Here is a 3219-nt window from a genome sequence, read left to right on the forward strand (position 1 = left end):
ATATTATCTTAAGGTCGATAAAAACGGAACTTCCCAGGATTGTCCGAATTGTGGTGCGATTACTGGCAAAAAGTCGTTATCAGAAAGAGTTCACCGGTGTGATTCTTGCGGCCACATTGAACCGAGAGACACGGCATCAGCGAAGGTAATCGAGAACCGAGGAAAAAACGCGGTCGGACTGACCGTGTTAGAAAACGCTCGCGGAGGCGATTTGACGGGGATCGACTGGGTTAAACCAGGTCGATCTAGTTAAAAACCTATGAACCGAGAATCTCCCGCTACACCGCGCGAGCGGTTAGCGGGGGAGAGTCAAAATTAGAATGATTAAACCCCAACCATAACCCCGCCTCGATAACCGATAGCCGATAACCGATCGCTAAACATGGATCCATCTTTCGCCCTTACTCTGCAAATTGTCATCACTGTGGTGGCGGGGATTACAGCCCAAGTCATCGCCGAATACCTGAAAGTTCCCAGTATTGTTTTCCTGCTCATTTTTGGGATTGCTTTAGGGTCCGATGGTTGGGAAATTTTACACCCCCAAAGTCTGGGAATTGGTTTAGAAGTCCTTGTTGCCCTCTCTGTGGCGATTATCCTATTTGAAGGTGGTTTAAGCCTAAGCGGACGGGAATTAGGGCGAGTTTCTGGCAGTTTACGCAATCTTGTCACCCTCGGTACTTCCATCACTCTCATCGGTGGCGGTATGGCAGCCCACTGGTTGGGGGAATTTCCCTGGCCGATCGCATTTCTTTACGCTTCTTTAGTGGTGGTAACTGGTCCGACGGTGATCGGGCCTTTGCTGAAGCAAGTAGCCGTAGATCGACGGGTGGCGACGCTTTTGGAAGGGGAAGGGGTATTAATCGACCCTGTGGGCGCAATTTTAGCCGTAGTGGTGCTAAATACGATTATTGATAGTCATGCCCGCCCCATGGAAATTATCACTGGTTTAACCCTGCGTTTAGGTATCGGGGCGGCGATCGGCATTGCTGGCGGGGGATTGTTAAGTTTTATTATAAAAACTTGCAATTTTCTGACTTTTGAGCTAAAGAATCTCGTGGTTTTAGCGGGAGTCTGGGGATTATTTGGTTTATCGCAATTTAGTCGCAGTGAATCGGGGTTAATGGCGGTGGTAATGGCGGGAATTGTGCTAAAAGCGGCGGCAGTTCCCGATGAGCGGTTATTAAGGCGTTTTAAGGGTCAATTAACGACTCTTTGCGTGTCGGTACTGTTTATTTTACTAGCGGCGGATCTTTCGATCGCCAGTGTCATCGCTTTGGGTTGGGGCAGCGTCCTGACTGTGTTAGTCTTGATGCTGGTGGTACGTCCCCTGAGTGTGGCTCTGTGTACCCTAAAAAGTGACCTAAATTGGCGACATAAGTTATTTATCGCTTGGGTTGCCCCTAGGGGAATCGTTTCTGCTTCCGTAGCTTCTTTATTTGCCATTTTACTCACCCGTGCCGGTATTAATGGCGGTGAAGCGATCAAAGCTTTAGTCTTTTTAACAATTTTAATGACCGTTTTTATTCAGGGATTAACGGCGCGGTGGGTGGCAAAAGGGCTAAAAATCACTTCTTCTGCGGCAACAGGGGCAGTAATCGTCGGTTGTAATCCCCTAGGTCGCTTAATCGGCTGTTTATTCCAAGAACAAGGGGAAAACGTGGTTTTAATCGATACGGATGCTGCGGCCTGTCAGCAAGCAAAACAAGAGGGTTTGACGGTGCTGCAGAGTAGCGCACTTGATACAAAAATACTGCAAGAAGCCGGCATCGAATCCATGGGGACTTTTCTGGTTTTGACTAATAATAGCGAGGTTAATCTGGTTTTAGCCCAAAGAGCCGGGGAGGAATTTCATCCTCCCCGGGTGTTGGCTGCCTTTGCGGGAACCCCTAACCCAGATAAAAATAAGGTTAATCAGGTTTTTCTGCCTAGTTTTTCGGTCAAGGAATGGAATCAGTATTTAGACGATAATCAGATTAAATTGGGTAAAACTATCTTTAAAGCCGATGATTTGAGCGAACAACAAACCAGATTAACTAAATTAATCGAAAATGGCGAACTGCTGCCCCTACTATTGCGCCGCGATAATTCCCTACAGGTAGTCACAGAAAGGGAAGAATGGCGCACAGGAGATGAATTAATCTATATTCTGCGCGATTTACGCCCACAACTGCTTAAACGTCTTTCTGGCACTGTCAGAACCCGTTTATCTTTAGAAATCTTACCCGAAGTGGAAATTGTCGCCAGTAGATAGGGTTTGCTGACAAAGTTTTTTGTGGGGGTAGGGTGTGGGGTGTAGGGTGTGGGGTGTAGGGTTTTAGCCATTTTGAGGTGGTCAATTACCTACTTTTCAGGGAAAAAGTCCAGGAATTTTACCCCCGATCCCTCCAATGACTGGCACTTTTTGATTTCAAAAAAGTCTAATACCATTTTTCTAAAGTAATGGCAGAGATGGTTAATTGCCCCCACCCCCCGATGTCGGGGGGTGGGGGCAACAGTAAAGGGATTGGCAGAGATTCAACTTAACTTAGCTAAAAAAAACGGTACACTGATAACTGATAATTGATAACTGATCACTGCTTATGCCTCCTCGTTGGCCCCGTCAACCCGACCGCAAAAACGATCCCGCTTTCCGACGTTTAGATGATCGCATGAATTTCGCCGTTCATGTAGCGGGTTTTTTAGCTATTAATTCAGGGTTGTGGTTTTTTCATATCATTAAATTCCCCGATTGGACTTGGTTAAATCTGTTCACGGGAATTTGGGCTATTCTATTGGTGGGACATTTGATTTATATAGCGGCGATCGCTAACTACTCGGTAACATCCCATGGCTAACACAACTCAGGACATCGAAAATCTGGCAGCCCAAATCGGCGACAATATCTACATTGACGTGGCTAAATGGCATCTCTATCTCCGGGAAGCACATTTACACAGCGTCGTTGCCGAAAAAGTCTTCCCTTTGCTCGAAAACGACAGTTTAAGCGAGAATGCAGTCATGTCTATCCTGCGGGAGATAAAAGTCACCCTCGGAGGTGGTCATCTGCAAGTTTCTCTAGCGGATTTATTACCCAGCAAATGTCAGATAGATTTAATCGATTTGCTAGAAGAATACCAAAAAAGTTGCTAAAATTCCCCAATAGTATGCCCGATAACTCGCAACTATAGGGTTGGCTGAATAAATCTAAAAACATTGTCCGATAAGTACTGGTCATTGGAG

4 protein-coding genes are annotated in these 3219 nt (G+C 46.2%); all 4 read left to right on the plus strand.

Features of this window, described 5'->3' with window-relative positions; genetic code table 11:
- Positions 1 to 253 (plus strand): zinc ribbon domain-containing protein (locus IQ242_RS20505; RefSeq protein WP_193961223.1); only part of this gene is annotated, 253 nt, incomplete at its 5' end.
- A 129-nt stretch (positions 254 to 382) separates the two neighbouring features.
- Entirely contained in the window at positions 383 to 2251 is a 1869-nt protein-coding gene (locus IQ242_RS20510) for a sodium:proton antiporter (protein ID WP_193961224.1), read from the plus strand.
- 328 nt (positions 2252 to 2579) lie between these two features.
- Positions 2580 to 2834 carry a hypothetical protein gene (locus tag IQ242_RS20515; RefSeq protein WP_193961225.1) on the plus strand — a complete coding sequence of 85 codons (255 nt, stop codon included), beginning with the start codon at positions 2580 to 2582 and terminating at the stop codon, positions 2832 to 2834.
- The gene (locus IQ242_RS20520; protein WP_046661531.1) at positions 2827 to 3129 is read left to right on the plus strand and encodes a DUF3181 family protein; all 303 of its coding nucleotides are present in this window, start codon (positions 2827 to 2829) and stop codon (positions 3127 to 3129) included. Before IQ242_RS20515 ends, IQ242_RS20520 begins: the two co-directional genes overlap by 8 nt.
- The last annotated feature ends 90 nt before the right edge of the window (positions 3130 to 3219 follow it).

Origin of the sequence: Microcystis sp. LEGE 08355, from assembly GCF_015207185.1 — a bacterium.
GTDB classification, from domain to species: Bacteria; Cyanobacteriota; Cyanobacteriia; order Cyanobacteriales; family Microcystaceae; genus Microcystis; species Microcystis panniformis.